Origin of the sequence: Pseudonocardia sp., assembly GCF_025465255.1 — a bacterium.
GTDB lineage: Bacteria > Actinomycetota > Actinomycetes > Mycobacteriales > Pseudonocardiaceae > Pseudonocardia.
In genome coordinates this window covers 16,280-38,782 of the sequence record NZ_JAODNI010000197.1, presented here as the reverse complement: position 1 = coordinate 38,782, position 22,503 = coordinate 16,280, and the positions used below count along the sequence as shown (strand labels likewise).

General features: G+C 73.0%; 23 protein-coding genes. 2 read left to right on the top strand and 21 right to left on the bottom strand.

What is annotated here, in order from left to right:
* Positions 1 to 74 precede the first annotated feature (74 nt).
* From JWP64_RS23695 to JWP64_RS23605, 19 genes are all read right to left on the bottom strand, one after another.
* Complete coding sequence (locus JWP64_RS23695; RefSeq protein ID WP_297501132.1) at positions 75 to 833, bottom strand: DUF6390 family protein; 759 nt, start codon at positions 831 to 833, stop codon at positions 75 to 77.
* Entirely contained in the window at positions 834 to 1,898 is a 1,065-nt protein-coding gene (gene hypE, locus JWP64_RS23690) for a hydrogenase expression/formation protein HypE (protein WP_297501129.1), read from the bottom strand.
* Positions 1,891 to 3,000 (bottom strand): hydrogenase formation protein HypD, encoded by a 1,110-nt coding sequence (gene hypD / locus JWP64_RS23685; protein ID WP_297501126.1) that lies wholly within the window; start codon positions 2,998 to 3,000, stop codon positions 1,891 to 1,893. Before hypD ends, hypE begins: the two co-directional genes overlap by 8 nt.
* Positions 2,997 to 3,305, bottom strand: a complete 309-nt coding sequence (locus tag JWP64_RS23680) for a HypC/HybG/HupF family hydrogenase formation chaperone (protein WP_297501124.1) — start codon at positions 3,303 to 3,305, stop codon at positions 2,997 to 2,999. The genes hypD and JWP64_RS23680 overlap by 4 nt, the downstream gene beginning before the upstream one ends.
* Positions 3,296 to 5,623: a carbamoyltransferase HypF gene (hypF, locus tag JWP64_RS23675; RefSeq protein ID WP_297501122.1), complete on the bottom strand. Its 2,328-nt coding sequence runs from the start codon at positions 5,621 to 5,623 to the stop codon at positions 3,296 to 3,298. The genes JWP64_RS23680 and hypF overlap by 10 nt, the downstream gene beginning before the upstream one ends.
* Positions 5,620 to 5,889: a HypC/HybG/HupF family hydrogenase formation chaperone gene (locus tag JWP64_RS23670; RefSeq protein ID WP_297501120.1), complete on the bottom strand. Its 270-nt coding sequence runs from the start codon at positions 5,887 to 5,889 to the stop codon at positions 5,620 to 5,622. Before JWP64_RS23670 ends, hypF begins: the two co-directional genes overlap by 4 nt.
* 1 nt (position 5,890) lies before the next feature.
* On the bottom strand, positions 5,891 to 6,424 hold the full coding sequence (locus tag JWP64_RS23665; RefSeq protein ID WP_297501118.1) for a hydrogenase maturation protease: 534 nt from the start codon (positions 6,422 to 6,424) through the stop codon (positions 5,891 to 5,893).
* A complete protein-coding gene (locus JWP64_RS23660) occupies positions 6,425 to 6,778 on the bottom strand; it encodes a hypothetical protein (RefSeq protein ID WP_297501116.1) in 354 nt (117 codons plus the stop codon).
* 65 nt (positions 6,779 to 6,843) lie between these two features.
* Positions 6,844 to 7,071 (bottom strand): hypothetical protein, encoded by a 228-nt coding sequence (locus JWP64_RS23655; RefSeq protein ID WP_297501114.1) that lies wholly within the window; start codon positions 7,069 to 7,071, stop codon positions 6,844 to 6,846.
* A 152-nt stretch (positions 7,072 to 7,223) separates the two neighbouring features.
* Positions 7,224 to 8,573 (bottom strand): hypothetical protein, encoded by a 1,350-nt coding sequence (locus JWP64_RS23650; RefSeq protein ID WP_297501112.1) that lies wholly within the window; start codon positions 8,571 to 8,573, stop codon positions 7,224 to 7,226.
* Positions 8,570 to 9,211: a DUF6084 family protein gene (locus tag JWP64_RS23645; RefSeq protein ID WP_297501110.1), complete on the bottom strand. Its 642-nt coding sequence runs from the start codon at positions 9,209 to 9,211 to the stop codon at positions 8,570 to 8,572. Before JWP64_RS23645 ends, JWP64_RS23650 begins: the two co-directional genes overlap by 4 nt.
* A complete protein-coding gene (locus JWP64_RS23640) occupies positions 9,208 to 9,774 on the bottom strand; it encodes a DUF5947 family protein (RefSeq protein ID WP_297501109.1) in 567 nt (188 codons plus the stop codon). The genes JWP64_RS23645 and JWP64_RS23640 overlap by 4 nt, the downstream gene beginning before the upstream one ends.
* 95 nt (positions 9,775 to 9,869) lie before the next feature.
* On the bottom strand, positions 9,870 to 10,841 hold the full coding sequence (locus JWP64_RS23635; RefSeq protein ID WP_297501108.1) for a NifU family protein: 972 nt from the start codon (positions 10,839 to 10,841) through the stop codon (positions 9,870 to 9,872).
* Positions 10,842 to 12,641 (bottom strand): nickel-dependent hydrogenase large subunit, encoded by a 1,800-nt coding sequence (locus JWP64_RS23630; protein WP_297501107.1) that lies wholly within the window; start codon positions 12,639 to 12,641, stop codon positions 10,842 to 10,844. It lies immediately after the preceding gene.
* 97 nt (positions 12,642 to 12,738) lie between these two features.
* A complete protein-coding gene (locus JWP64_RS23625; RefSeq protein ID WP_297501106.1) occupies positions 12,739 to 13,794 on the bottom strand; it encodes a hydrogenase expression protein HypE in 1,056 nt (351 codons plus the stop codon).
* A gap of 268 nt (positions 13,795 to 14,062) precedes the next feature.
* Positions 14,063 to 14,851: a hydrogenase nickel incorporation protein HypB gene (gene hypB, locus JWP64_RS23620; protein ID WP_297501105.1), complete on the bottom strand. Its 789-nt coding sequence runs from the start codon at positions 14,849 to 14,851 to the stop codon at positions 14,063 to 14,065.
* A 1-nt stretch (position 14,852) separates the two neighbouring features.
* A complete protein-coding gene (locus JWP64_RS23615; protein WP_297501104.1) occupies positions 14,853 to 15,182 on the bottom strand; it encodes a hydrogenase maturation nickel metallochaperone HypA in 330 nt (109 codons plus the stop codon).
* Between the two features lie 79 nt (positions 15,183 to 15,261).
* Positions 15,262 to 16,440: a beta-propeller fold lactonase family protein gene (locus JWP64_RS23610; protein ID WP_297501103.1), complete on the bottom strand. Its 1,179-nt coding sequence runs from the start codon at positions 16,438 to 16,440 to the stop codon at positions 15,262 to 15,264.
* Between the two features lie 12 nt (positions 16,441 to 16,452).
* Positions 16,453 to 17,220 (bottom strand): polysaccharide deacetylase family protein, encoded by a 768-nt coding sequence (locus JWP64_RS23605; protein ID WP_297501102.1) that lies wholly within the window; start codon positions 17,218 to 17,220, stop codon positions 16,453 to 16,455.
* A gap of 153 nt (positions 17,221 to 17,373) precedes the next feature.
* Between JWP64_RS23605 and JWP64_RS23600 the strand changes: the two genes are divergently transcribed.
* Positions 17,374 to 17,526 (top strand): hypothetical protein, encoded by a 153-nt coding sequence (locus JWP64_RS23600; protein ID WP_297501101.1) that lies wholly within the window; start codon positions 17,374 to 17,376, stop codon positions 17,524 to 17,526.
* A gap of 37 nt (positions 17,527 to 17,563) precedes the next feature.
* Positions 17,564 to 18,256 (top strand): DUF998 domain-containing protein, encoded by a 693-nt coding sequence (locus JWP64_RS23595; protein ID WP_297501100.1) that lies wholly within the window; start codon positions 17,564 to 17,566, stop codon positions 18,254 to 18,256.
* 5 nt (positions 18,257 to 18,261) lie between these two features.
* Here JWP64_RS23595 and JWP64_RS23590 read toward each other — a convergent pair whose 3' ends face one another.
* Together JWP64_RS23590 and JWP64_RS23585 are read right to left on the bottom strand one after the other, a co-directional pair.
* A complete protein-coding gene (locus JWP64_RS23590; RefSeq protein WP_297501099.1) occupies positions 18,262 to 19,551 on the bottom strand; it encodes a hypothetical protein in 1,290 nt (429 codons plus the stop codon).
* Positions 19,548 to 22,220: an HAD hydrolase family protein gene (locus tag JWP64_RS23585; protein WP_297501096.1), complete on the bottom strand. Its 2,673-nt coding sequence runs from the start codon at positions 22,218 to 22,220 to the stop codon at positions 19,548 to 19,550. The genes JWP64_RS23590 and JWP64_RS23585 overlap by 4 nt, the downstream gene beginning before the upstream one ends.
* Positions 22,221 to 22,503 lie beyond the last annotated feature (283 nt).

The window sequence follows — 22,503 nt, the reverse complement described above, 5'->3', positions numbered from 1 at the left end:
TTCGAGTGATTCGCGGGCAGGCAGCGGGCACGACGCTCGGCCGCTTCACGCGGAGGACTCGAGTACCTCCGGCGTCACGCCTGTCGCACGGGTGCGGCCGCGTTGGTCAGGGCGAGCTGGTCCGTCGTGCGACGCTGCAGCTCGTCCCGCTGCTCCGGGGTGAGGCGGTCGCACACCCAGTCCCAGTGCAGGGACACCATGTCCCCGGGCACCACCGCGGCCAGCAGCGATCGCCCGGCCTGCGCCCACCGCGCCCGCTCCTCGACGGGCTCGCCGAGGCCCAGCTCCCGGCCGGACCACGTCAGCGGGCGGGACCGGACCACCACCTCGTCGCCCTCGACCGCGAGCACCGTGCCGTCGCGGATCCGGCACCGGTCCAGGATGTGGAGCGCCGGGCCACCCGCGGTGTTCGTGGCACCTCGGCCGAGCAGCCCCACCCAGGGGTAGACGGTGAAGACCTGGAAGCTGTGGTGCGCGACCGCGGGAAGCCCGCCGGCGAGAACCTCCCAGTTCGCGCCCGTCTCGCCCGCGAACCTCACCCGGATGTCCTTCGCAAACTGCGCCGGGTCCACCCGGTCGAGCAGCTCGTTGCCCACCCAGTAGGCCTCCACCACCCGGGGGTCGAGCGGCGGCAGGGCGGCGGCGGCCGCGATGACCTCGAGGTAGGCGACGGCGCCGTCGAACGCCTGCACGCGCTCGATCATGCCCCCGGCGGCGGCCGCGGCGACGTCGAGGACCGCGTCGGCGTCGGCCGGACCGCAGTAGCCCAGCTCGTTGGGCGGGTAGGCGTAGCGGGCGAACAGCACCTCGCCCGCGGTGGCGGTCGTCGCCATTCAGCAGATCCGGGGGAGCTGCTCGCCGAGGGGCAGGTCGACCACCCGGGTGCCGCCCAGCCCCGTCCTCGCCACCACCATGCCGGGGTGGGCCTCGACGCAGCGGCCGATGGCCACGGCCTCCTTGCCGAGCTCGTGGGCCTGCATGGCGGCGAGCACCTGCTCCGCCTCGCCCGGGGGGACGAACGCGACGAGCTTGCCCTCGTTGGCCACGTAGAGCGGGTCGAGGCCGAGCAGGCTGCAGGCGTTGGCGACCCCTTCAGGCACGGGCAGGTCGCGTTCGACCAGCTCGACGCCCACGCGCGCGACGCGAGCGATCTCGTTGAGGGAGGCGGCCACGCCACCGCGGGTGGGGTCGCGCAGCACGTGCACGTCCGCTCCCGTGGCCAGCATCGCGGCGACCAGGCCGTTCAGCGCGGCACAGTCGCTCTCGACCGTGGTCCCGAACTGCAGCCCCTCCCGGCAGCTGAGGACGGCCACGCCGTGCACCCCGATCGGCCCGCTGACGATCACCACGTCGCCCACCGCGGCGCGGGTCGCCCGGATGTCGACGCCGTCGTCGAGGACACCCACCCCGGCGGTATTGACGTAGATCCCGTCACCGTGCCCCGCGTCGACGACCTTGGTGTCGCCGGTGACCAGCCGGACCCCGGCGACCGACGCCGCGGAACCCATGGCCGTGGCCACCCGCCCGATGTCGCGGAGCGGGGTGCCCTCCTCGAGGATGAACGCCGTCGAGAGGAAGAGCGGGCGCGCGCCGGACATGGCCAGGTCGTTGACCGTCCCGTTGACGGCGAGGTCGCCGATGCTGCCGCCGGGGAAGAACAACGGCTTGACGACGAACGAGTCGGTGGAGAACGCGAGCCGGCCGGGCCCGACGTCGAGCACGGCCGAGTCGCCCAGCTCGGCCTGCGCGGCGTCGCCGAAGGCCGGCAGGAAGAGGTGCTCGACGAGCTCGGCCGACAGCGTGCCACCGCCGCCGTGGCCCATCACCACCGTCGGCGAGTCGCGCAGCGGCACCGGGCACGTCCAGCTGTCCATGTCGATGGTCGGCCGCTCAGGCACCGGCCGCCTCCGTCAGCTCGAGGCGCCGGTAGGTGTAGTACGCGGCGCAGGCGCCCTCGGACGAGACCATGGTGGCGCCCAACGGGTTCCGCGGCGTGCACTCCCTGCCGAACGCGGCGCACTCGTGCGGTTTGATCAGACCCTGCAGCACCTCGCCGGAGCGGCAGATCGCCGACTCGGCGGTGTGGATCCCCCGGACGTCGAACCGGATCTCGGCGTCGAAATCCCGGTAGCGCTCCGAGAGCCGCCACCCGCTGTCCGGGATCATGCCGATGCCGCGCCACGCCCGGTCGGTGACCTCGAAGACGTCCTGCAGCATGGCCTTGGCCGGCGGGTTCCCCTCGGCGGGGACGGCGCGGGTGTAGGCGTTCTCCAGCTCGTGTCGCCCCGACTCGAGCTGGAGCACGGTGCGCCGGATGCCCTCGAGGATGTCCAGCGGCTCGAACCCGGTGACCACGATCGGCACGCCGTAGCGCTCGGCCAGCGGCGGGTACTCGGCCGTGCCCATGACGCTGCAGACGTGGCCCGCGGCCAGGAACCCCTGGACCCGGCAGGTGGGCGACTCCATGATCGCCGCGACCGCCGGGGGGACGAGGACGTGCGAGACCAGCAGCGAGAAGTTCGGCACCCCCATGCGCTTCGCCTGGTAGACCGTCATCGCGTTGGCCGGGGCGGTGGTCTCGAAGCCGATGCCGAAGAACACCACCTCCTTGTCCGGGTTCTCCCGGGCGAGCTTCAGCGCGTCCAGCGGGGAGTAGACGACCCGGACGTCGCCGCCCTCGCTCTTGATCCGGAACAGGTCGTGGCTGCTGCCGGGGACCCGGAGCATGTCCCCGAACGAGCAGAAGACGACGTCGGGCCGGGCCGCGATGGCCAGCGCCCGGTCGATGATCTCCAGCGGGGTGACGCAGACGGGGCAGCCGGGGCCGTGGATCATCTCCACGTCGTCGGGCAGCAGCTGGTCGATGCCGTGCCGGATGATCGAGTGCGTCTGGCCGCCGCACACCTCCATGATCGCCCACGGCCTGGTGGTCGCGGCGTGGATCTGCTCGAGCAGCCGGGCCGCGAGATCGGGATCGCTGAACTCGTCCAGGTACTTCATCGTGCTGCGCCTTCCGTCGTCGTCTCCGGCTGCTGCACGGCCCGTGCCGCGCGCTCGAACCCGTCGCCGAACTCCTCCTCGAGGACCCCCATGCCCGCGAAGGTGCGCAGCGTGTCCAGGGCCGACGCCTCGTCGAGCCGCTGGATCGCGAAACCGACGTGCACGATCACGTACTCGCCGACGACGGCGTCCGGGACGTACTGCAGGCACACCTCCTTGCCGACGCCGCCGAAGTCGACCTCGGCCATCGGGGTCAGGTCCTGTTCGTAGGTGCGGACGATGCGGCCCGGTACGGCTAGGCACATGGGAGACCCCTCGAGCGGTGGGCGGCGATCATGAGTTGTCCCAGCGCGATCCCGCCGTCGTTGGGCGGCACCACGCGGTGGCGGAGAACGGTGAAGTCGTTGCGGCGCAGAGCCCGGCAGACCCCGGCCAGCAGGGTCGGGTTCTGGAACACCCCGCCGCTCAGCGCCACCGTGGACAGGCCGGTGGCCGCGTGGGCGGTCGCGACGACGCCGGTGACCAGGTCGACGACGGCGGCGTGGAAGCGGGCGCTGACGACGGCGCCCGCCACCCCGGCCCGGACGTCGGCGGCGACGGCCCGGACCACCGGGGCAGGGTCCATGGCTTCGCCGAACCGGTAGCCGTCGGGGGCGGGGACCCCGCGGCCGGCCCCTTCGAGCTCGACGGCGGCCTGTCCCTCGTGGTCGGCGACCTGGCAGACCCCGGCCAGCGCGCTGACGGCGTCGAACAGCCGGCCCATGCTCGACGTGGGGACGCAGCCGAGGCCGGTGGACAGCTGGTGGTCGAGGACCTCGCGCTCGGGGACGGGGCAGGCGGCGACACAGGGCAGGTCGTCGGTCCACTCGACCCCCGCGGCACGCAGGTGGGCCATGGCCATCCGGTAGGGGCGGCGCACGCTCGCGTCCCCGCCGGGCAGCGCCACGTAGCCCAGGTGGCCGATCCGCTCGAAGCCCGTGTAGTCGGCGACCAGCACCTCCCCGCCCCACACCGCGCCGTCGGTTCCGTACCCGGTCCCGTCGAAGGCGACCCCGATGACCGGGCTCGTCCCGTCGAGGCCGTGCTCGGCCATCACCGACGCGACGTGGGCGTGGTGGTGCTGCACCCCGCTCAGCACGCGCCCGCCCTGCTCGCGGCGCGCCCATCCCGTGGACCGGTAGAGCGGGTGCTCGTCGGCGACGAGGTGGGTGGGGGCGACGCCGGTGAGCATCCGCAGGTGCTCCTGGGTGGCGCCGAACGCGTCGAGGGTCCGCAGGTCGTCCATGTCGCCGACGTGCTGGGAGAGCCAGGCGTAGCGACCCGCGCCGACCGCGCAGGTGTTCTTCAGGTCGGCCCCGACGGCCAGGGTCGGGGGGATCGCCACGGGCAGCGACACAGGGAGCGGCGCGTACCCGCGGGAGCGGCGGATCGGCAGCTCCTCGCCGTCGACGACGCGGGCCACCGAGTCGTCGCAGGGGACCCGGATGGGCCGGTCGTGGCGCAGCCAGGCGTCGGCCAGCCCGGCCAGGCGCACCAGCGCGTCCGCGTCGTCGGTGACGATGGGCTCGCCCGCGAGGTTGCCCGAGGTCATCACCAGTGCCCGCGGGCCCGGCTCGTCGCCCGGCAGGCCCAGCAGCAGCGTGTGCACCGGCGTGTAGGGCAGTAGCAGGCCGAGGTCCGGGTTGCCGGGGGAGACCGACGGCGCGGACCAGGCCCCGGGCCGGCGCTCGACGAGGACGACGGGACGCCGCGGGCCGGTGAGCAGCGCGGCGTCGAGATCGCCGAGGACGGCCAGCTCCCGGGCGGTGCCCAGGTTTGGCACCATCACCGCGAACGGCTTGGCGCCGCGGGCCTTCCTGCGGCGCAGGGTGGCCACGGCGTCCTCGTTCGTGGCGTCGCAGGCCAGGTGGTAGCCGCCGAGGCCCTTGACCGCGACGACCGCGCCGGCGGCGAGCAGCGCGCGGGCCCCGGCCAGCGCGGCCTCGCCGTGGCCCCGGGCGCCGCCGTCGACGAGCTCCAGCCGCGGCCCGCAGCCGGGACACGCGATGGGCTGGGCGTGGAACCTGCGGTCGGCCGGGTCGGCGTACTCCCGGGCGCAGTCCGCACACATCGGGAAGCCGGACATGGTCGTGGCCGGCCGGTCGTAGGGCAGGTCGGTGATGATCGTGAAGCGCGGCCCGCAGTTCGTGCAGGTGATGAACGGGTGCCGGTACCGCCGGTCGCCGGGATCGGCGAGCTCGCGCAGGCAGTCGTCGCAGGTCGCGACGTCGGCGGAGGCGAGGGTGCGGCCGCCGGCGACACGTTGCGATTCGGCGATCCGGAACCCGGTGCCGCCCGTGGGGGCCACGGCGGCGGACTCGACCCGTTCGACCACCGCGAGGGGCGGGGCGTCCCGGCTCAGGGCCGCGCCCAGCGCCGCCACGGCGACCGGGTCACCCTCGGCCTCGACCACGACGCCGGCCGAGTCGTTGGCGACCGTCCCGGTGAGCCCGAGCGCCGTCGCGGTGGCGTGCACGAAGGGCCGGAAGCCCACGCCCTGCACCAGGCCCACGACCCGGTACCGGCACCGGACGCGGGCGGGGACCGCGGGGGCCGGGGTGGTCGAGGCGCGGGTGAGCGTCATGGCGGGCCCTCCGGTCCGACTTCCTCCCGCGGACGCCCCATCAGCTCCAGGCCGGTCATCGCCCGCTCGGCCCCGGCCGCGTCGACCCGCTCGACGGCGAACCCCATGTGGATGAGCACCCAGTCACCGACGGCGAGCACCTGGTCCTCGTCCGCCAGCATGCCGATGTTGACCTTGCGGTGGGCGCCCTCGACGTCGACGAGGACGAGCTGGCCGCCGTAGCCCTCGACGTGCCCGACGACCCGGCCCGGGATCCCGAGGCACATCTCAGGCCTCCGGCCGTGGCCTGGTGCCGGCCGCGTGGGGTGTCGGCAGGTCCGCCACGAGGCGCCCGACCCGCTCCTCCACCTCGGCGACCGCCCCCGCTACCGCCCTGCTGACGACCGGGGTCAGCCCGATCCCCGGTCCGACGTCGAGCGGCCGGCAGCCGACGACGATCGTCGGCGGGAGCTGCCCGCCCAGCGAACCCAGGCTCGCGAGCACGGCGACCGGGCTCATGGCGTGGGCGTCGAAGGGGGCGTCCCCGATGTCGTCGGGACCCACCTGCAGCACCGTCAGCTCGCCGGGTTCGCCCGCGCCGGGCAGCGCGTCGACGAGGACGAGCGCGTCGACGCCGTCGAGCAGGTCGAAGGCCAGGTGCATGCCGCGGATGCCGTAGTCGACGACGCGCACGGCGGGGTGCCGAGGGCGCCCGTGGAGCCGCCCGGCCACCGCGGGCCCGAACCCGTCGTCCTGGCAGAAGATGTTCCCGATCCCTGCGACCAGGATCCGCGGTTCCACCGTGCCCGTCCCGTCCCGCATCTAGCCGCCTTCCCCCTGGTCGTGCGGGTCACGGCTCTTGGCCTCCCCGCGGCCCGTCCCGGCCCGGTGGGCCGGGCCCACCGACGCCTCGCCGGGCTCGTCCTCGGGCCCCTCGGCCGCCGGCCGCTCCTGCGCCGGCGAGGCGACGGCCCCGCGCTCGGTGTCCTCGGGTGTGGGGGCCTTCTGCTCCTCCTGGTTCTCGACCGGGCCCGTGGCACCCCCGACGGCCGCGCCGTCGCGGCGCAGCTTCTCCTCGCCGTCGACGTCCGCGCTCTCCCGCCGTCCCTCGTACGGGGGGACCGCGCTGCCGGCCGCCGGATCGGCGGTCCCGGGATCGTTCGGTGTGCTGGTCATCTCTTCTCCTCTTCTGCTCCTCCTCGTCGCGCTGCGACCGGTGACCGGTGGCCGGTGGCCGGTGGCTAGTGGTCGCCGGTCGGCAGCTCGGGCGCTTCCGGGTCGTTCGCCGACTGCGGGTCGACCGAGTCGTCGCTGTCCTCGTCCGATCTGCCCGCCGGCCGGTCGACCGGGCCCCCCGCAGGGTCGTCCGAGCCGGTGTCCCGCGAGCCCGCGGCTCCGCGCTCGCTCTGTGGTTCCTCCGACAGGTGTCCGCCCGCCGGTCCGCTCTCGTCCACGGCGTCGTTGTCCACTGGGTCCTCCTCGGTGAGTGGGTTCGGGGCCGTGCGCTACATCCGGCGAATCTCGAGGTAGCGCTTGATGTCGGGGATCGAGCGCACGCCGAGCACGACCGCGCCCGCCAGGGCGGCCGCCATCACCACCGTGGTCAGCACTCCGAGCGTTCTCATGGCGTGGTCTCCTCTTCTCGGTCGGGATCTGCGGCCCCGAGCGGTTCGAGCTCGTCGGGGGCGAAGTACAGGTAGCGGCCGTACCAGTCGTGCAGGTCGGCGGCGGGATCGTCGAGCAGGGTGACGGCCACGTGGGTCTCGCCGTCGAGGTCGACGTGGACGCCGCTGACCCGGGCCTCCCGGTCGGCGAAGAACAGGTCCTGGGCGTCGGCCCGGCGGGAGGGGTGCAACCGGACCAGGCTGCCCCGAGCGACAGGCACGCCGGCGACGACGACGGTGTCGGTCTCGGGGGTGATGTCGGCGGCGGCCTCGGCCGCCCACCAGTCGTCGCCGGTCAGGGTGGACGTGCTGGCGCGGGGGTCGCGCAGGATGCCGTGCAGGCCCTGCATCTCCTGCGGGCTCATCTGCTCGCAGCGGTCGATGATGGCCGCGGCGTGCGGGTCGGTGGCCCGGGCCTGCGCCTTCTCCTCGTCGGTCAAGGTCATCACCCGCAAGGTCAGGATCTCGTCGATCTCGCATGAGTCGAACAGCGCCCCGGCGCTCTGCGGGGCCACCTCGGGGTGGTCGTAGAGGATGATCGGCAGCCCGAGCACCACGTCGGTCTGTCCGGGCGCGCCGGCCAGCACGGGCCAGCAGCGCCGCTGCGTGCACCGGCGGGCGGCCGCGGCGGCGTGCTCGGGCGGGTCGATGACGGAGAGGAACGCCGCGTCCTGCGCCGTGAGGAGCAGGTGCGTCCCGATGAACGAGCGGCCGATCGCCTCGTTCTTGTCCCGCGCGCCGTCCGCGGTGTTGTCGACCGCGGCCGTGAGCCGGACGAGACCGTCGTCGGACTCGGCCGAGACCCGCAGCGTCGCGGTCAGCGGGCGGCGTCGGCGGACAACCCGGCCGGCCACGGTGCCCGCGGCGTCGAGCAGGGTCTCCCGATCCTCGCCGCCGTCGATCCCGACCGGCACCGTGACGCCCGCGGAGAGCTCGGCGAGGGTGAACGGCCCGAACCCGACCTCGTGCTCGACCGCCTCGTCCCAGCTCAGCCAGCTCGTCCCGTCGACCACGAGCTCGCGGACCGGGGTGAACCGGCCGTCGGCGCCGGCCTGCTCGACACCGCGTGCCTGCAGCTGCAGGCACCGCACGGCGACCTGCACGGCGGCGGCGGGCCCGGGGCTCAGCAGGGTCTGCACGACGAGACCCGACTCCTCGCCCAGCCCCGCGGCGGCCGCACCCGCGGGTGCCAGCACCCCGAACTGCCAGCGCGCCTGGTTCTTCCCCGACGTCGCCCGGTAGGGGTAGAGGAGGTAGCCCTCGTAGAGCACCGCGTCCGCCACGAGCCGGGCCTGGTCCACGGTCATCGCGCCGCCTCCTCCGCCTCGGCCAGCAGCTGCCCCAGCGCCGCCTCCCACGTGGTGAGCCCGCGGGTGGACTTGTACGAGGAGAGCGCGTCGAGCGTGTCGCGGTCGAGCCGCACCCAGCCGGCGCCCGGGAAGTACTGGTCCATCAGCTCGCGCCACACCGCCACCGGCATCTCGTGGCGGGCCTCGCGGTCCCACGGGATCTGGGTGACGGAGAATCCCGTCTCGCCCCGGGCGAACACGGTGCCGCTGAACAGCAGTTCCAACGGGACGGTGCCGTTGCGCAGCGCGTGCAGGTACTTCGCGCCGGCCACGTCGAAGTCGTAGGTGCAGGGCAGCACCAGGTCGACGTCGGTCGAGCCGCTGAAGCCCTGGACCACGGCGGTGGCGTGCATCCACAGGAACGGTTTGAGGGTGTCGGCCCAGCGGCTGCGCGGGCCGAACAGGTCGAGCAGCCCCTGCGCTTCGGCCGGTTCGTAGGGGCGGCGGTGCGCGTCGATACGGACCTGGGCCCGCAGGACCAGGGCGTGCACCGGCTCGTCGGAGGTCTCCTCGATCCGGAGCTTGGCCACCAGGTTCGGTGCGGCGCTGTAGGGCTCGGCGACGACGTCGAGGACGGTGAACTCGAGCTCCGTCACGGCCGGGCCCCGGGTGGCGCGGCCCGGCTGCGGGCGGCCGCGGTCGCGAAGAACCGGTCGATCAGGGCACGGGCGTCCTGGCCGCCGTCGAAGCCGCGCCACACCTGCCGCAGCCCGCCCACGAGCTCGTAGCAGGCGTCGATCGGGACCAGGAAGCACTCGAAGCCGGTTCGCCCTCCGTCCGGGCCGCGGACGATGATCGCCTCGACGTCGGGGACGAGCGCGCGCAGCTGCGGGTTGGCCGCGACGACGTCGTCCCAGGCCCCCATCGGCAGTTCGGACTCGGCCGCGCCCGCCGGCCCGGGGTAGAAGGCGACGGTGCGGTCCATCACCGAGTTGCGGAAGAAGAACGCCAGCCCGACGGGGATCTCCAGGGCGTCCCACAGCGGCCGCTCGAGGCGGAAGCCCGGGAAGGAGAGGAACCGGTCGGGAACCGACCGATACCGGAGCTCGGCGTGCTCGTCGGTGAACAGCAGATAGCACGCCCGGCAGGTGCACAGCAGGCTGCGGGCGGCGACGTTGACGACGTGGGAGTGGGCCTCGCCGATGGCCTCGGCGCACATCTCGCAACGCTCGCCGTCGACCTGAGACGGCCTGCGGGCCCTGATGCGCCCGAGGACGGCGATCGGCGAACCCCCGGCCTGGGGCGCGGGTCCCCTCATGCGCGCACCGGCCCCGGAGTCGGCAGCGCGAGGGACACCACGTCGTCGCGCACCAGCAGGGGCAGCGGTTCCAGGTGGCCGTCGCCGTCAAGGGCCGCGCCCGCACGCCGGACGTCGAAGTGCGTCCGGCAGGTGGGGCACCGCAGCACGGCCTCGTCGACCGCACCGCCGAGGCGGCGGGCCAGCGCCGTTCCCCCCAGGCCGCCGGTGCAGAGGGGACACCCGTCGCGGTAGGCGAACAGGTCCGCTCCCACCCGGGCGACGACCACGGGCGCGCCCGCCACGGCGAGACCCCGCACCTCGCCGTCCGCGACGTCGGCCAGCTCGGGCACCGGGTGCCAGGCGGAGCCGCCCGCCTGGCCTTCGGCCTCCGCGGCGTCGAGCTCGTCGAGCCGCACCCGCAGGGCGCTGAGGGGGATGACCGCGCCGGTCGCACCGTGGTCGCCCCCGGTGTCGACCTCGATCCCGGTGATCTCGGGGGCCGCGGCCTCCACCGCCCCCTCGACGGCGAGCTTGAGGGTGACCGACGACGACGCGCAGCCGTCGCAGCTGCCCAGCAGCCGGAGCCGGACCACGCCCGCCCCGGTGACCCCGAGCAGCTCGACGTCGCCGCCGTGCGTGCCCAGGTAGGGCCGGACCTCGTCGAGCGCGCGCTCGATCCGGGTCCCGACGTCGTAGGGGTGCAGCCCGTGCACCAGCAGGAGGCTGGCGACGAGATCGTCCGCGGCGAGCGCGTCGAGGACCTGTTCGTCGAGCCGGCCCTGGTCGTGGACGATGTCGAGGATCCTGCCGAGCCCGGCCCCGTAGAGGTCGGCGACGAGGCGGACGAGCTCCTCACTCCGCTCACGGGCCATGGCCCCGTGGGCCGAGCTGGCGTCGAGCAGCATCTCGATCCGCTCGCCGGCGGCCCGCAGATCGGACTCCGGCGCCGCACCGACGTCCGTCACCTCGTCCGCCGCGTGAGACATCTAGTCGCCCGTGACCGACTGGGTCGGCGAGTGCAGCAGGTCGAGCTTCTTGCCGTCGCCGAGGTACATGTGCACGCCACAGGGCAGGCACGGGTCGAAGCTGCGGACCGTGCGCATGATGTCGATGCCCTTGAAGTGATCCCGGTCGTTCTCCTCGAAGAGGGGCTGGCCCTGCACCGCGTCCTCGTAGGGGCCCGGCGTGCCGTAGGAGTCCCGCGGGCTGGCGTTCCACGGGGTCGGCGGGTAGGGGTGGTAGTTCGCGATCTTGCCGTCCCTGATGACCATGTGGTGGGAGAGCACGCCGCGCACGGCCTCGGTGAAGCCGCAGCCGATCCCCTCGTCGGGGACCTCGAACGTCTCCCAGGTCTTGGTGTGCCCGGCGCGGATCTCGATGAGTGCCTTCTCGGCGAAGTGCAGCGCGCAGGCCGCCGCGTAGGCCTGGAAGTAGGTACGGGCCCGGTTGCGCTCCAGGGTGTTCGACCCGGCGCTGGGAATCTTCCATTCCAGCTCCACGGGGCCCTTCAACGCGGTCTTCGGCAAGTTGATCTTCACGCTCCGGCCCGTCGACTGCACGTACCCGATGTCGACCAGGCCGGCCAGCGCGGTGGACCACAGCCGGGCCAGGGGGCCGCCGCCGGTGTCGAGCGCGAGGTAGTCCTTGCCGTCGTACCAGCGGGGGGACATCACCCAGCTGTACTTGTCGTCGAGGTCCCGCTTCTGCGGCACCGGGTTGGTGTGCTGGTTCCACGGGTGCCGGCTGTCGACGGGGTTGCCGAGCGGATCGTTCTTGACGAACATCTCCTGGCCCTGCCAGTCCTCGTAGTAGGAGGAGCCGAGCAGGATCCGGATGCCCAGGTTGATGTCGACCAGGTCGGTGGTGACGAGCTTGCCGTCCACGACGACGCCCGGGGTGACGAACATCTTGCGTCCCCAGTCGGTCATGTCCTTGTACTCGAAGTTGCAGTACTCCGGGTCCTGGAAGGAGCCCCAGCAGCCCAGCAGGGTGCGGCGCAGGCCGACCTTCTCGTAGCCGGGCAGCGCCTCGTAGAAGAAGTCGAAGAGGTCGTCGTGCATCGGCACGACCTTCTTCATGAACTCGACGTAGCGCATGAGCCGCGTCATGTAGTCGGTCATGAGCTGGATGGTGGCGACCGTCCCGACGCCGCCCGGGTACAGCGTGGAGGGGTGGACGTGGCGCCCCTCCATCAGGCAGAACATCTCCCGGGTCATCCGGCTGACCTGCAGCGCCTCGCGGTAGAACTCGCCGGTGAACGGGTTGAGGGACCGCATGATGTCGCCGACGGTCCGGTAGCCGTGCTCGCCGGCGTGCGGGGCCTCGGTGCGGTTGGCCATCTCCAACACACCGGGGTTGGTCTCGGCGACCATCTTCTCGCAGTAGTCGACCCCGACCAGGTTCTCCTGGAAGATGTTGTGGTCGAACATGTACTCGGCGGCCTCACCGAGGTTGACGATCCACTCGCCGAGGTGCGGCGGCTTCACCCCGTAGGCCATGTTCTGCGCGTAGCAGGAGCACGTGGCGTGGTTGTCGCCGCAGATCCCGCAGATGCGGCTGGTGATGAAGTGCGCGTCGCGCGGGTCCTTGCCCTTCATGAAGATCGAGTAGCCGCGGAAGATCGAGGACGTGCTGTGGCACTCCACGACCTCCCGCTGCTTGAAGTCGATCTTGGTGTAGATCCCGAGGCTGCCGACGATGCGGGTGATCGGGTCCCACGCCATGTCGACCAGCTCGCGGCCGGGCGTCGTGCCGGACTTGGACGGTTTCGGGACGGTCGACGTCATCGGGTCGCCAATCTGAGCTTCCGGTGGAGGACGGCGGAACGCGCGGAGGCGCGAAGTACGAGGACGAAGCGGCCGGGCGGGGAGTCCCGCCCCGCCTCTACCAGGTGCGGCGGGCCCCGGTGGTGAGCTCGCGGCCGCGCTTGCGCCAGCGGGGTTCCTTGTCCACCGTCTTCGTCGTGACCGCGCGCAGGTTGCGGATCACCGAGCCGTACATGCCGGACGCCGTCGTGGAGAGCTTGCCGCCGGGTGGCTCGTCCATGAACGGCATGAACTTGTCCGGGAAGCCGGGCATGGTGCACCCGATGCAGATCCCGCCCACGTTCGGGCAGCCGCCGACGCCGTTGATCCAGCCCCGCTTGGGGACGTTGCACTTGACGACGGGACCCCAGCATCCGAGCTTGACGATGCACTTGGGCGAGCCGTACTCGGTGGCGAAGTCGCCCTGCTCGTAGTACCCCGCCCGGTCGCAGCCCTCGTGCACGGTCCGACCGAAGAGCCAGGTGGGCCGCAGCGCGTCGTCCAGAGGGATCATGGGCGCCTGGCCGGTCGCCATGTACAGCAGGTAGGTCAGGGTCTCGGAGAGATTGTCGGGCTGCACCGGACACCCGGGCACACACACGATCGGGATGCCCGCCTTCGACTTCCAGTCCCAGCCGAGGTAGTCGGGGACGCCCATCGCCCCGGTCGGGTTGCCCGCCATGGCGTGGATGCCGCCGTAGGTCGCACAGGTCCCGGCCGCCACGATCGCCGTCGCCTTGGGTGCGAGCCGGTCCAGCCACTCGCTGGTGGTGACGGGCTGACCGGTGGCCGGATCGTTGCCGAACCCGCACCAGTAGCCCTCGTCGTGCAGCTGCTCGTTCGGGATCGAACCCTCGACCACCAGGACGAACGGCTCGAGCTCGCCGCGGTCGGCCTTGAAGAACCACTCGAGGAAGTCGTCCGCGCCGCCGTTGGGCCCGCACTCGAAGTCGATCAACGGCCAATGGACCGCGACCTGCGGCAGCCCGGGCAGAGCACCCAGCGCGATCTCCTCGATGCTGGGTTGCGTGGCCGCGGTGAGCGCGACGGAGTCCCCGTCACAGCTCAGCCCGGCGTTGATCCACAGAACGTGGATCAGCGTCTCCTCGGCCTTGATTCCTTCGGCAGAGAGCATGACGTCCCTCCTCAGAGGAGTCGCGCCGCTGCGGCTCCGGCCGCGTCCTCGGGCCTGAAGGAACCAGTGACGCACATCACTTGCTACGCCTCTTGGTGGATCAGTGTCAAGTGCCGACGGCGATTGGAGTCGCGCCGTGTTCTCGCAGCTAGAGGCACTGAACACCTATAATCCGAAGCACTCTATGAACGCCTCGGGTCTTCGACCGACCATCCCGGCGGACAGCCCGTGACCCGTCTGCCGCGTGCCGGCGGTATTCGTCGTGCGTTCACCCCGCCGGGTGCCGCTCGTCGATCACGGGAGACGCCAGCCGCTCCAGCCAGCGGTACCAGTGGGTCATCCCCTCGCCCCGGGTCGCGGACACGGGCAGGAGCCCGGCCGTGGGCGCGACGGCCCGGACGTTCGTGACGATCTGGTCGAGGGTGACGTCGAGGTGGGGCAGCAGGTCGACCTTGTTGATCAGCACCAGGTGGGCGCCGACGAACATCTGCGGGTACTTGAGGGGCTTGTCCGGGCCCTCCGTCGTGGACATGATCACCACCCGTCGCGTCTCCCCGAGGTCGAACAGCGCGGGACACACCAGGTTCCCCACGTTCTCGACGACGACGACCGAGCCGGGCCGGGGGTCGAGGGCGCGCAGTCCCCGGGCGGTCATGTCGGCGTCGAGATGACAACCCGCACCGGTGTTGATCTGTACCACCGGGCAGCCGGCCGCCTCGATGCGCTGCGCGTCGACGAGGGTCTCCTGGTCGCCCTCGATGACCCCCAGCGGCAACGCGGCCTCGGCGATCGTGCGCTCCAGCAGGCTCGTCTTGCCCGAGCCCGGAGCGCTCATCAGGTTGACCAGGACGCAGCTCCGCGCGGCCAGCCAGGTGCGGTTGTGCTCGGCGAGGTGGTCGTTCTTGGCCAGGATCCGTTGTTCGAGGACGACCGTGCGGGCGCGGTCCGGGTCGTCGGGATGGTCGTGACCGTTGTCAGGGGCGTGGCTGTGCCCGTCGTGCCCGACGGTCGTCACCCGCACGCCCGCGTCGTCTCCGCACCCGCAGGTCGCGCACATCTCAGGCCACCTCCACCGATCTGATCCGGAGCTCGTGGCCACTGCGGACGCGGACGTCGGCACTGCCGCAGTCGCACAGCAGGATGAGAGCGTCGAGTTCGAAGTCCGAGCCGCACTCCGCGCAGTGGGCCCGCCCGGGTGGCTCGGCGATGACGAGCGCGGCCCCGTCGAGGTCCGTTCCCGCCGCCACCAGCTCGAAGCAGAAGCGCAGCGCCTCCGGCTCGACCCCCGAGAGCTTGCCGATGTCCAGGTTGACCAGCGTGACGCGGCGACCCGGAAGCCGGTCGACGACGGACTCGACGATGCTCCGGGTGATGGACAGCTCGTGCATCGCCGCCTCCCGAGGATGGGTGGGGCGACCGTACGCCGACCGTCGTCGAGCGGAAAGGGTCGGCGGGCCGTCCGGGCCGCTACCGGGTGATCCCGGTGTGCCCGAGGGAGTAGCGGCCGGGCTGGGGCCAGATGCACAGGCCGTGCGGCCCGTTGCCGACGCCGATCTTGTGGATCAGGTGGCCGTCGGCCGTCGAGAGGACGTAGACGGCGCGGTCGTAGCGGCCGGAGAGCCACAGCTGGGTGCCGTCCGCGGTCACGTTGCCCATGTCCGGGCTCCCGCCGCCCGGGATCTGCCACTTGGTGACCGGCGCGCCGGTGTAGGCGTCGAGGACGCTGACACTGCCCTCGTGCCGGTTGGTCACGTAGAGCTTCGTGGCGTCGCGGGAGAGGTAGAGACCGTGGGCACCCCGGCCGGTGGGGATCGTCCGCTCGACCTTCGTGGCCGCCCCGTCGAGCACCCAGAGGCCGTTCTGGTCGCTGTCGGCGATGTAGAAGACCGAGCCGTCCGGGGCGAGCTTGATGTCCTGCGGGCCCATCCTGGTGTTGCGGTGCGGCATGTCGATCGTGCGGAGCAGGTGATGCGTCGCGACGTCGACCACGGCGACGCGCCCGGCGAATTCGCAGGTGAACACGGCGGTGCGGCCGTCGGCGGTGAAGTCCGCGTGGTCGATGCCGGCGCAGTCGGGGGTCTTCAGCGTGTCCTGGACGGCCCAGGTGTGCGGGTCGTAGAAGACGAGTTCCTTGCGTTGCTCGGCCACCGAGATCGCGGAGTGCCCATCGGGGGTGAAGTAGAGGTTGTAGGGGTCGGTGACCGGGATCGGGGTGCCGGGCCTGCCCGTCGTCGCATCGAAGGGGGTGAGCCTGTCCCGGGTGTCGTCGCTGGCGTAGAGCGTCTTCATGTCCCACGACGGGACCACGTGCTGGAGCTCGCCGGCGCCGAGGGGGTACTTCGCCACCACGGCGAACGTCGCGGGGTCGATCACCCAGACGTCCCGGGACGTCGTGTGCGGTACGTAGACCAGCGGTTTCGCGGTCCTGGCCACGTCGGAGAGCATGTTCGCCCCGGCCCCGGCGTAGACGTTGTGCGGGTCGAGGACCGGCGCCATCCCGGGTAGTCCCGGGTCTGCAACCGGGCGCGCGGCCTGCGGGGCCGGAGCGGTGACCGCGGGCGCGGGATCGGCGGTCGAGCATCCGGCGGCGAGCAGGAGGGCGAGGGCGAGCAGGAGCGCGGCGGAATGCCGGGGTCGGGCCGTCACGGGCGGGTCCTCTCAGCCGAACAGCGTGCTGGCGGTGACGGGCGTGAGACCGCGGGTGGCCAGGTCGTCGAGGAGGCCGGGAAGGGCCTCGAGGGTGCCGGGATGGCCGAGATGCAGACTCACGACGCTACCGGCGACGGCGCTCCGCGCGTTCCGCCGGATGGCGCTCGCGCCGGGATCGGTGAAGTCCTTGGAGTCGACGTCGTAGGACAGCACGGCGGGATACCCGGCGGCCGCGGCGATGCGGCGGACCTCGGGGGTGGCGTGCTGCGCCTGCGAGGGCCGGAAGAAGGCGCCGGGGCCCCCGGTCGCCGTGGCGATGCGGTCCCGGCACCGCTCGATCTCCGCACGAATCCCGGCCTCGTCGAGCGCGGTGAGGTCCGGGTGCGACCAGGTGTGGTTGCCGATCTCGTGGCCGAGGTCCGTGACGAGCCGGGGGGCGTCCGGGTACTGCTGCAACCACGTCCCGACGGCCAGCACGGTGACGGCCGCACCACGGTCGTGCAGCGTCGTGAGCACGCGACGGGCCAGGGCTTCGTCGCCCGCGCCGTGGAAGGTGAGCGCCACCTGCGGGCGTCCGGTGTCGGAGTGCTGGACCTCGCCCACCGGACGCGGGGCCGCCGTCGGTGCGGCGGCCGGTGGGCTCGTCGTGGCCGGCGCGGGCGTGGCCGCCGGGGGGCCCGGCGCGGCCGCACACGCGGTCACACCGAGCAGCGGGAGCAGCCCGGCGGCCTTGAGGAAGGCTCGCCGCGACGGCGGGACCGCGGGGTCGGAGGGCATGACGCGACAGGGTAGACCAGTCATGACCTGGTGAATCCTTTACCTGGCGGACGGGACTCGGGCCCGTCGACGTCACCAGGGATGGTTACCGACGGCTCCTGACGGGAACGCTGCGCTCGACCAGCATCGGTGTTCGATCGGAAGGTGGCAGTCATGGGACTGATCGTCGGGTTGCTCGTGCTCTGGCTGATCGTCGCGATCATCGGCTTCACCGTGAAATCGCTGCTGTGGCTGGCCATCATCGGAATCGTGCTCTTCGTGGCGACCGGAATCGTCGGCGCGGTCCGACGGCGCGCCGTCCGGTAGCCGGCCCGGTTGCGCCCGAGGGTCCCCGGACCCGGTGATGGCGAGCAGCCCCGACGCCGCCTGCCGGCACTGCCCGGCTGAACGGACGGCGGGCTGCCTCTCCGCCGCGCAGGTCGCGGTCGTCGCCTGTGCGCCCCTGTTGCTCACGCTCGCGTGGACGACCGCGGCGCTGGTGCAGGCCCGTCCCTACGACAGGACGGCCCAGACCATCAGCGTCCTGGCCGGCCGCGGGGCCACCCACTCCTGGATCATGGCGGCCGGGCTCCTGCTGGCCGGCGGCACGTACCTCGGTCTGGCGGTGCAGCTCCGGGTGCTGACGGCCCGGTCCCGGGCCGTCCTCGCCGCCGCCGGTACCGGGGTGGTCGTGGCGGCGCTCGCTCCCCAGCCGGTCCAGGGGAGCTCTCCTGTCCACATGGGCGCCGCGGCCTGCGCGTGGGTCGCGCTGACGGTGTGGCCGCTCACCGCGAACCTGCACACCGCGGCGCAGCCGCTCCCGCGGTTCAGGGTCGCCGTCACGGGCGTGCTGTTGGTTCAGCTCGCCTGGTTCTTCCTGCAGCTGATCGACGACGGCGCGTTCCTGGGCGCCGTCGAGCGGTTGCTCATGCTCAGCCAGATGGCCTACCCGACGTATGTCGCCCGGCATCTGCGCCGCCCCGGCCACCCTGGCTCCCGGCGGCGGCAGCCTCACCAGGGGCGTGCTTCTGAGGCGGTGCCGCGGCCCGCGGTGTGACCGCTTCACGCGCGCAGGACCTTCCACGGCGTCGCGACGGCGGCGACGACCGTCTGCGCCACCAGCCATCCGATGGCGGCGCCGACGACACCCAGCACCGGCATCAGGAACAGGCCGAGCGCGATCGTGATCACCGAGATCGAGCCCGGTATCGCGACGAGCGGGCCCCACCGTCGCCGGGCCCGGGCCAGGTTGACCGCGGCGTTGGTGAACACGTTGGGAAGTGCCGAGAGGGCCGCGACGACCAGGACGCTGCCGCCCGCCTGCTCGTAGAGGGTGCCGAACTGCCGGAGCAGCAGGGACGAGCCCGCCACGACGACCACCACCGGTACCCCGACGATCACCAGCGCCCGCCGGACGACCGCACGGAGTGCGGCGTCCACGTCGTCCGGGGTGCGGGCGGCGTGGGCGACGAAGGACTGGCCGGTGCCGGACGCGGCCATGTACAGGGCGAACGCGATGGTCCAGGCCACGCCGTACACGGCCGCGCCGTCCGGTCCGGTCACGTGCAGAACGGCGATCGGGAGCCCGAACACCGCCGCGCCCCAGGCGACCGATCCGGCGTACTCGGCAGCGGCGTAGCGGCCGAGGCCGGTTCCCCGCGCGACCGCGGCGGTGGACGCGGAGGGTCCGTCGGCCTCGGCGTTCGTGGTGACCCGGGGGAGGACCCGGAGGAGGAGATAGCCGCTCATCACGACGACGGTGACGCCCGTGGCGACCAGCCAGGCCCAGGCGATGCCGAGGGCCGCGACACCGCCGATCGCCATCAGCAGCACCATCTTGAGGATCGAGAAGGCGACGTTCTCCAGCGGTACGACGACCGCGCGGCCCAGCGCGGTGAGGACGAAGTCCTGCAACGCGAACACGGTCCACACGGCCACGCCGGGCAGGAGGAAGGCCAGCAGGCCCGTGCCGCCCACGTGGTCGAGGAGATCCGGTGCCCAGATCCGTGCACCGAGGACGAACAGCCCCGCCACCAGGAGCGATGCGATGCCGCTCACCCCGTACGACGCCAGGACGAGCCTGCGGGTCCGCGTGCCGGCGACCGGCAGGAACCGCAGGAGGAGGTAGGAGAGGTTGAGCTGCGCGAGCCCGCTGAGCAGCGTCATCGTCGAGATCGCGACGGAGTTCAGGCCCACGACGGCCGGCGGATACAGGCGCGCGGCGACGACCCAGAACACCAGGCCGAGCACGCCGGTGGCCGCGGTGCTGGCCACGAGGGCCAGACCGTCCCGGTGAACCGGCTCCCGCCAGGCCTGCAGCCACGCGAGGGCGTCCGATCCCGCACGCGTCACCGGAGGGCTCGCGCCGCGATGCCGAGCCGCACGGCCGCCAGGAGCAGGCCGCGTCGCCCCGACCGGGGGGCGTCCAGCACCGTCGACAACGCTCGCGCTCCGGCATCGGCGCCGGGCGTCGGGCGACAGACGGCACAGCGCCCCGGGCGGTGGCCGAGAACGCGGTCCACCGCCTTCTCCACTCCCGCGGCGTGGGGAGCGCCCAGGACCACGACGCCGGCGTCCCGCACGCCGGAGGTGGCGTTGGCGGGCGCGAACCCGGCGTCGGCGATCCTGAGCATGGGCAGGTCCTCGTCGGTGTCCCCGATCGCCATCGCCACCGGGGCCGGAGACCCGTCGTCGCCGAGGACGGTGGCGAGCGCGCGCAGGCCGGTCCCCTTGGTGACCGCCGCGGCGACGATGTCGGTCTGGTACCGGCCGGTGATCACCCGCAGCCGGGTACGGCCCGCTCCGAGGCGGTCGAGTGCCGGGTCCAGCACGGCCGGGGGAAGGCGCCGGCCCCGGCCCTCGTCGCGGACGTACCGGGCGCGGATGCCGAACCGGTAGCCGTCGTCGATCTCGACGTGCGGTGCGGCGGCGAGCGCCGAGCGGAGCTGATCGAGCAGCGCGAGGTCGGACGGATCCACCTGGGGCAGGATCCGCCCGGCTCGGTGGTCGTAGACGACGGAGCCGTACTCGGCCACCCCGCCGGCGAGCCCGAGGATCGTGCAGCGGTCGCGGACCTCGGCCAACGACCGGCCCGTGACGGGCACGGCCCGGTAGCCGTGCGCACCGAGCGCGCGTACCGCCTGCCACCCGGTCGGGGTCGGGGCGCTGAAGCCGAGCACCTGGGTCTCGAGCACGCCGTCGAGGTCCAGCGCGCAGAGCGGCCCGCCGGCCGGCGGCGGCGGCGGTTGCCGCTCGGCGAGGTACCGGAGCACCGCTCGTGAGCAGGCGTGCTCGTCGCTGGGACGACCGGTCGCCGGTTCCTGCAGGTGGACGAGCTCGTAGAGCAGATACCGCTCCGGGTCGGAGGGGCAGGCGGCCCGCAGCCCGCGGACCAGGTCGCCGTCCGCCGCACCGGGGGCGATACCGGCGAGGTCGTAGATCCGGTCGTAACAGGCCCGGTCCCAGTTGCCGAAGGCGAGGTCGTCCGCCCGGTCCTTCCGCAGCGTGCCGCCGTCGCGGAACCAGTGGCCGAGGCCGGTGGAGCCGTCCACGACCGACGGGTGCCGGACGGCGCACAGGTCCCGGATCAGCTGGTCCAGGAACGGCAGCCGGAGGAGCACGCCGATCCGGCCGTAGGCCGCCGACAGGAGCCGCGCCGCCAGCTCCCAGACCGGTTCCCGACCCGCGAGCCCCACGGCGCGGTCGACGTCGACGGGCAACGCCGCGGCCCGCTCGCGGACGTAGCGGGCCATCGCGGCGACGTCGGCCGGAGTGATCTCGGCACCGTCCACCGGAGAGGACATCCGAGGCCGGAACACCAGCCCGTCCTGGAACCCGTGGGCCGCCACCACGTGCCGCGGCAGGGCCTCGGCGACGGCGAGCGCGTGCCGCCCGAGGAATCCGGCCCCCGCTCCCGCCGCGACGACCTGGTGTTCCCGGCCGTCGGCCGTCCGTACCAGCACGGCCGTCTCGACGTGGTGCCGGTGCGCGGGCGCCGACCTCGGTGTTCCGGCCTGCTCGGCCGCGACCACGGGCACGCCCCAGATCGCGGCCAGCGCCCGGCCGACCGCAGCCGGCTCGAGCAACCGGTGGACGCTCCACTCGGAGTACGGCAGCTCGACCCTGTGCAGGTCGGCCAGGCCCGCGGGCGATCGGTCCCCGAACAGCGGTACCAGCAGTGTGACGGCGTCGACCGGTACCCCGAGGGCCCGCACGAGGTCGACGGTCCGGCGGAGCGACGCCCCGCTCCGCGGTGCGTCGTCGACGATCGCCACCCGCGCGCCCCGGGACACCGCTGCGCGCAGCGCGTCGGCATCGGCCGGGAAGAGCGGATGTCCCGGGCGCGACGACAGGGCCGGCGCCCGCATCCCGCGCGCCCGCAGCGCGGCGGCCACGAGGGGGGCGAGGTAACTGCCCGAGGTGCGGAGGCCGACGACGAGGACCTCCGCGCCCTCGTCGAGCGTGCGCGCATGGCGGTGGGCGAGTGTCACCGCGTCCTCCGGGAGGAGGTCGTGTCCGCGGAAGCAGGCCGGTAGCCGCATCAGGGCGGTCGGAGTGACGCGATCGAGTTCGCCCTGGCGGGAGGCCAGGTCGGCGACGACGCGGAGCAGACCGGCTGGGTCCCGGAAACCGCCCCCGTCCGCAACGACGGCGTCGGCGCACACGTCGCGCAGTGCACGGGCGTGCGCACACCACGCTGTCGACCGGCGCCGGGAGGCGCTCCAGCCCTGTCCGAGCTCGACGGCCCGGGCGGCTCCGCCCAGTGCTGTCGCAACCGGTCCGCCGAGGAACTTCGCAGCCCGCCGCAAGGAGAGCGGATCCCGCTGGAGGACGTCCTCCACGATCTGGACGGCTGCCGCGGACAGCAGGAACGCGTCCAGCTCGTCCCCGGATCGCAGGCAGGTTCCCAGGTGTTCGAGCACCTCGTCGAGTCTGAGCAGCAGATCCGGCAGGAGGAGCGGGCCCGGCTCGATCGGTGGAACCTCCGGTACGGCCGCGGCGGGCCCGGACGGAACGACCACCGGGCGTCGGGACCGGTCGGAGGAGCGGGACGGCACTGTCGAATCCACGGGGAGGACTCCGATCCATGCTGGTCGGCGCGTCCCACCGAGCAGGGCGGATCCGTTCGTGCCCGTCCTTCTGCGGACGGGCCGCTCGAACAGGGAGCTGTCAGCTCGGACGGCCGAGACCGTGTGTGGTGGTTGGTTCCCGGGGGAGCAGGGGAGGTTTGTGATACACCCGGAAGCTAGTGGCCGCAAGGCAAACAGACGGTTAACGGAGGCATCGCCGCCGGCTGACAGGGGA

Coding starts and splice junctions, on each gene's coding strand:
- JWP64_RS23695 (WP_297501132.1), bottom strand. CDS start 833: ATGGCGACGACCGCCACCGCGGGCGAGGTGCTGTTCGCCCGCTACGCC.
- hypD (WP_297501126.1), bottom strand. CDS start 3,000: ATGAAGTACCTGGACGAGTTCAGCGATCCCGATCTCGCGGCCCGGCTG.
- JWP64_RS23680 (WP_297501124.1), bottom strand. CDS start 3,305: ATGTGCCTAGCCGTACCGGGCCGCATCGTCCGCACCTACGAACAGGAC.
- hypF (WP_297501122.1), bottom strand. CDS start 5,623: ATGACGCTCACCCGCGCCTCGACCACCCCGGCCCCCGCGGTCCCCGCC.
- JWP64_RS23670 (WP_297501120.1), bottom strand. CDS start 5,889: ATGTGCCTCGGGATCCCGGGCCGGGTCGTCGGGCACGTCGAGGGCTAC.
- JWP64_RS23665 (WP_297501118.1), bottom strand. CDS start 6,424: ATGCGGGACGGGACGGGCACGGTGGAACCGCGGATCCTGGTCGCAGGG.
- JWP64_RS23660 (WP_297501116.1), bottom strand. CDS start 6,778: ATGACCAGCACACCGAACGATCCCGGGACCGCCGATCCGGCGGCCGGC.
- JWP64_RS23650 (WP_297501112.1), bottom strand. CDS start 8,573: ATGACCGTGGACCAGGCCCGGCTCGTGGCGGACGCGGTGCTCTACGAG.
- JWP64_RS23640 (WP_297501109.1), bottom strand. CDS start 9,774: ATGTGCGCCGAGGCCATCGGCGAGGCCCACTCCCACGTCGTCAACGTC.
- JWP64_RS23635 (WP_297501108.1), bottom strand. CDS start 10,841: ATGTCTCACGCGGCGGACGAGGTGACGGACGTCGGTGCGGCGCCGGAG.
- JWP64_RS23630 (WP_297501107.1), bottom strand. CDS start 12,641: ATGACGTCGACCGTCCCGAAACCGTCCAAGTCCGGCACGACGCCCGGC.
- JWP64_RS23625 (WP_297501106.1), bottom strand. CDS start 13,794: ATGCTCTCTGCCGAAGGAATCAAGGCCGAGGAGACGCTGATCCACGTT.
- hypB (WP_297501105.1), bottom strand. CDS start 14,851: ATGTGCGCGACCTGCGGGTGCGGAGACGACGCGGGCGTGCGGGTGACG.
- JWP64_RS23615 (WP_297501104.1), bottom strand. CDS start 15,182: ATGCACGAGCTGTCCATCACCCGGAGCATCGTCGAGTCCGTCGTCGAC.
- JWP64_RS23605 (WP_297501102.1), bottom strand. CDS start 17,220: ATGCCCTCCGACCCCGCGGTCCCGCCGTCGCGGCGAGCCTTCCTCAAG.
- JWP64_RS23600 (WP_297501101.1), top strand. CDS start 17,374: ATGGGACTGATCGTCGGGTTGCTCGTGCTCTGGCTGATCGTCGCGATC.
- JWP64_RS23595 (WP_297501100.1), top strand. CDS start 17,564: ATGGCGAGCAGCCCCGACGCCGCCTGCCGGCACTGCCCGGCTGAACGG.